7 protein-coding genes are annotated in these 5,130 nt (G+C 42.1%); 4 read left to right on the top strand and 3 right to left on the bottom strand.

What is annotated here, in order from left to right; translation table 11 throughout:
* From K8S13_RS06775 to K8S13_RS06760, 4 genes are all read left to right on the top strand, one after another.
* Positions 1–244 (top strand): hypothetical protein (locus tag K8S13_RS06775; RefSeq protein ID WP_291461441.1); only part of this gene is annotated, 244 nt, incomplete at its 5' end.
* Positions 237–1,112 carry a xanthine dehydrogenase subunit XdhB gene (gene xdhB / locus K8S13_RS06770; protein WP_291461439.1) on the top strand — a complete coding sequence of 292 codons (876 nt, stop codon included), beginning with the start codon at positions 237–239 and terminating at the stop codon, positions 1,110–1,112. The genes K8S13_RS06775 and xdhB, both read left to right, overlap by 8 nt.
* Positions 1,113–1,592, top strand: coding sequence for a xanthine dehydrogenase subunit XdhC (gene xdhC, locus K8S13_RS06765; RefSeq protein WP_291461437.1), 480 nt, complete (start codon positions 1,113–1,115; stop codon positions 1,590–1,592).
* An 18-nt stretch (positions 1,593–1,610) separates the two neighbouring features.
* A complete protein-coding gene (locus K8S13_RS06760; RefSeq protein ID WP_291461436.1) occupies positions 1,611–2,516 on the top strand; it encodes an NUDIX domain-containing protein in 906 nt (301 codons plus the stop codon).
* Positions 2,517–2,548: 32 nt separating this feature from the next.
* Here the strand turns inward: K8S13_RS06760 and K8S13_RS06755 are convergent, their stop codons facing one another.
* The 3 genes from K8S13_RS06755 to K8S13_RS06745 all read right to left on the bottom strand — a co-directional run.
* Complete coding sequence (locus K8S13_RS06755; protein WP_291461434.1) at positions 2,549–3,595, bottom strand: divergent polysaccharide deacetylase family protein; 1,047 nt, start codon at positions 3,593–3,595, stop codon at positions 2,549–2,551.
* On the bottom strand, positions 3,585–4,931 hold the full coding sequence (locus K8S13_RS06750; protein WP_291461433.1) for a S41 family peptidase: 1,347 nt from the start codon (positions 4,929–4,931) through the stop codon (positions 3,585–3,587). The genes K8S13_RS06755 and K8S13_RS06750 overlap by 11 nt, the downstream gene beginning before the upstream one ends.
* Before the next feature lie 2 nt (positions 4,932–4,933).
* Positions 4,934–5,130 (bottom strand): murein hydrolase activator EnvC (locus tag K8S13_RS06745; RefSeq protein WP_291461432.1); only part of this gene is annotated, 197 nt, incomplete at its 5' end.

Below are 5,130 nucleotides of genomic sequence, written 5' to 3'. Positions count from 1 at the left end.
CCCAACGTTTACGGAAACCCCAAAAATAGACCATGCATTTGTAGAAACCTTTGAACCCACCTCCGGCTATGGCAACAAGGCCCTGGGAGAGCCGCCGGCGATTACACCGCCCCCGGCCATCAGAAATGCGTTGCTGGACGCCACTGGAGTCAGCATGAACACGCTTCCCATGTCACCCCAAAAACTGTTTCTGGAATTTAAAAAAAAGGGCCTGATCGCATCCAAAGGAGAAACACATGTTTGATCTAAAAACAATTATCAAGGCCAAAACCATTGATCAGGCAGTAAAGCTTCTGATTGAGAACCCGGATGCAAAACTGATTGCCGGCGGCACAGATGTTCTGATAAAACTTAAGCAGGGAAAGGATGGGTATGCCAGACTTGTGGATATCCATGACCTTGAAGCCCTTAACTATATCCGGTTTGATGATGAAAAAAACATTCTTATCGGTTCAGGTGTTGTTTTTTCACAGATCATCCAATCCGATATCATAAGAGATACAATTCCCATGCTCTGTGAAGCTGCCAAAAGCGTGGGCGGTCCCCAGATCAGAAACATTGCCACCATGGGGGGCAATATCTGCAACGGCGTGCCCAGTGCAGACAGTGCACCCAGCCTGTTTGCGCTGAATGCCCTTCTTGTTATCCAGAGAGAAAAAGGGGTCCGCCAAATTCCCATTGCCGATTTCTACAAGGGACCCGGCAGGGTCAACCTGAACCAGGGCGATGTTTTGATTGGATTTAAAATCACCCGGGACAATTACCAGGGATATAAGGGCTGTTATTATAAATATGCCATGAGAAATGCCATGGATATTGCCACCATAGGATGTGCTGTTAGTTTAAAAACCAAAAACCATGTTTTGGTGGATTACAGGATTGCATACGGAGTAGCCGGCCCTGTCCCCTTGCGGTGCCATGCAACCGAGCAGGCTGTGCTGCATCAGGCCGTATCCAATGCCCTTGTGGACAAGATATCAGAAACGGTTGAAAACGATGTAAACCCGAGAACATCCTGGCGGGCGTCACGGGATTTTCGAATGAATATCATTAAAGAGCTTTCAAAAAGAGTCACTAAAGAGGTCTTTAAAAGAGCCGGGGAGAAATTGTAAATGACAAACCAGAAATTCAGACAAATTGCCTTTTCAGTCAATGGAAGGCAACAGACACTTTATATAGATATCAGAAAATCCCTGCTTGAAGTTCTGCGCGAAGATCTCGGCCTGAACAGCGTCAAGCAGGGGTGTGCCGTGGGAGAATGCGGGGCGTGTTCGGTTCTGGTTGATGAGGTTCTGATCGACTCCTGCATCTTTCTTGCCATCTGGGCAGACAAAAAAGAAGTCCGGACCGTGGAGGGCGAGGCAAAAGACGGTAAGCTTTCAAAGGTGCAGCAGGCATATGTGGATGAAGGCGCGGTACAGTGCGGATTCTGCACACCGGGTTTTATTATGGCCACCACATCCTTTGTTGAACAGCATCAAGGGGAAAAAGTAACCCGTGATCAAATCAAAAAAGCACATGAAGGAAACCTTTGCAGATGTACCGGGTACCAGAACATTCTCAACGCTGTTGAAAAAAGCACTGACAACTAAATACTTTAAGGAAATGATATGATGGATAAAAAAATTACTCCCCCGCCATTAAGGCAGGCCTCAACGGTAATCCTTGTAAGAAAAAAAAACAAAGCCCTTGAAGTCTATCTTTTAAGAAGAAGTACAAAATCCGGGTTCATGGGAGGATTATATGTTTTTCCCGGAGGTGTAGTAGATCCGGAAGACTTTGGGTTGGATTCTTGGGCTCCCCACATTGATATACCCCGGGATCAAATTGAGAAACAACTTGGAGGGGAGTCATTTTCAAGCGAAGGTGCCCTTGGATTCAGCATTGCTGCCATCCGGGAAACGCTTGAAGAATCAGGAGTTTTTATTGCATCCGAAAAGGATAAAACAAAAAAAGAGTTTAATGATATCTGCACATTTCGATTAAACAGGGATCTTCCAAAATCCTGGTTCAGGACAAAGATAATGAACGAAAACTGGACCTTGTCGTTCTCAAGCCTTGGAAGGTGGTCCCACTGGATTACGCCGAAATTAATGAAAAAAAGGTTTGATACCCGCTTTTTTATCGTTTTTATGCCTGAAAATCAAATTTGTGTGCCCGATAATATGGAAACCAAACACGGGATCTGGCTTACCCCTCAAAACGCTCTTGAACAAAATCTTGAAACCAAAATCCCTTTAAGTCCACCCGCAGTTGTGACATTAACTCAATTGTTAAAATTCAATGATCTTAATAAACTTAAACATGAAATTCGAACCCGGTCCTGGGGAGATCCCATTTCCCCACGTCTTGTTCCATCTTCAAATGGTCCGGTGATTCTTGAACCCTGGGATCCCATGTTCGATACAGATTCTGAGATTGACACCTCGAATTTTTCCCAAAAAGGGCTTCCTCCAGGTTCACAGTTTTCAAGAATCTGGTGTGATAAGGGCGTTTGGAAACCGGTTAAAGTCTAAATAAAAATAAAAAGATGAGATAGAGTGAATCCTTATCCGGGAATGGCGGTCAGAGTACTTGCACGGACAATCTCCACCTTATTTTTCAGTTTGGGCAATTCTTTTGAAAGAGCTTCCAGGGTTGCTTTATAGGGGTGACCGATACCAATGGCTGATCCATGTTTCTTTGCCAAATCAATCAATTCTTTAAACTGTCCGGTGATATACTCTGTGTCCTGAAAATTATCCAGAAAGACATCTCTTTGGGCAAATTTAAGTCTTAACAGCCTTGCAGATGCCTTACACTGGGATTTTGGTGCAGTCCTTGAGTCTATAAAGAATAAATTTTTTTTTTTCAGAATGGTAAAAATCTGGTTCATCTGATCTGAATGGGAGGTCAACTCTGATCCCATATGGTTGTTCACCCCGGCAATATTGGAAACATCCTTAATATTTTTTCTTAGCTGATCTATCAGAACATCAGGAGACATACTGGATAAAAGTGCACCCGGTCCGGGATTAATACTAGGATATTTAACAGGTTCCATGGGCAGATGAAGCATTAATTGTGAGCCCTTTGCATATAGTCTTTCAGAAATATATTTCCCAAATGGTGCAAAAGGTAATATAGAAAAGGTAATATCCGGATTTAAATCACACAATGCCAATGCTATTTTTTTATCATACCCGATGTCATCAATAATAATGGCGATTTTTGGTATCTGATCCTTTACAGGTGGTATGGACTTTTCTATAATTGTATGATCAACATCCTCAAACACTTCGTATTTTATGGGCTTATTTGATTTCTCTTTCAGTCCTGCGACTTTCGTCTTGCTCTTCTCCTCAGTGATATCCACCTGGATCGGCTCTATTTTGGGTTTATCCGGCTGCTTTTGCACCACAGTTTTTTTTTCAACACGCCCGGGCTGAAAAAAAAGATCGGCAATCATTGCAACGGTCAGACACACTGAAACAAGGATGGCAATTCCCACAAGGATCTTTTTAAATTCATTGAGGACAACTGGTTTCTGGCTTTTCCAGCGGCTTGTCTGTCTTCTTGATATAGTTTTTTTTTTAACCTTTTTTTTAGCTGCCATTTAGTTTGCTGAAGACTCCATAGCTTATCAAAATATCAAGGGCTCTTTTAACTTGTGCATCATGTTGAAGCTGATCACTATCAAGAAGTCTCTGATGTTTTCTGTTTTGTTTTTGGGGTTGCTTTTTGATTTTTCCCGGTTGCTTTGCCTTTTCAGGTTTTAAACTGTTTTTCAAATCTTTCTCTCTTATCATCCTGTCAAATATAGACACTTTTTTCTCTTTTTTTTCAAGGATCTCATATTCCACTTCTATATCAGGCACAATACCCTTGGCCTGTATGGATGCACCATTTGGTGTATAATATCTTGCAATGGTATATTTAATTCCAAACCCTTCCTTTAAAGGATGTACTGTCTGTACAGACCCTTTTCCAAAAGAAGTTGTTCCCAGAATCAATGCCCTTGAATGGTCTTGCAGAGCTCCTGCCACAATTTCAGAGGCTGAAGCTGATCCTCCGTTGATCAGGACGACAATGGGATATTTTCGGTCTTCATTGTCTGAATGTGCTTTAAATACCTGTGTATTTCTTTCCTGTCTTCCTTTAATGGAAACAATATTACCCTGGTCAAGAAAAAGATCGGATATTTTAACTGCCTGGTCAAGAAGACCCCCCGGATTATCCCTTAAATCCATGATAAGGCCCTTTAACCCGTTATTTTTTGATTCCAGTTTTCCCAGGTGTTCTTTTATGTCATCAAGGGTACTCATTCTAAAATTGGTAATACGAAGGTATCCATATCCCGGTTCCAGCATTGCACTTCTGACACTTTCCATGGGAATCAAATCCCGCTTAAGAGAATACTCAATGGAGTTTGGCTCGCCTTCCCTGATAACAGTGATCAGGACTTCTTTATGCCTGGGCCCCCGCATCATGTTAACGGCTTCCCAGAGGGCCATATCTTTTGTTGATTTATCATCAATTCTGATGATGATATCCCCGGCCTGAATACCGGCTTTATATGCAGGCGTTCCTTCAATGGGTGAAACCACTGTTAAAATTGCCTCTTTCATGGTGATCACAATACCAATGCCGGAAAATTCTCCTTTTGTATCATCCTGGAGTTCATCAAAGGCCTCGGGAGGCATAAAGCTTGAATGCGGATCAAGATTTCCCACCATGCCTTTAATGGCATTATGAATCAATTCATCCGTGTCCACATCATCCACATAGTTTTTTTCCAATTCTTCCAAAACATCTGTAAACAGCTTTAATGACTGATAGGTATTATCATTGGCCTGCAATGTACTTTTAAATCCTGTGATAGATATAAATACACAGACTGCAACACCTAAGGAAAACCAGAACTTGAATATATTATAAGATCCGTGTTTCATCTTTATGCTCCTTTTCTTAACCACTTCATAGGATTGACAGGTTTGCCGTGATGCCTGACCTCAAAATGCAGGCATATCCCCTTTATTGATCCGGTGTCACCTGCAGTTGCAATAACTTCACCGGTATCAACAATTTCCCCTTTTTGTTTAAAAATCTCTTCAACATGGGCATACAGCGTATAATAGTTGTCTCCATGAT

The sequence above is a fragment of the Desulfobacula sp. genome, assembly GCF_021107415.1.
This window is presented reverse-complemented; position numbering and strand designations above follow the sequence as displayed.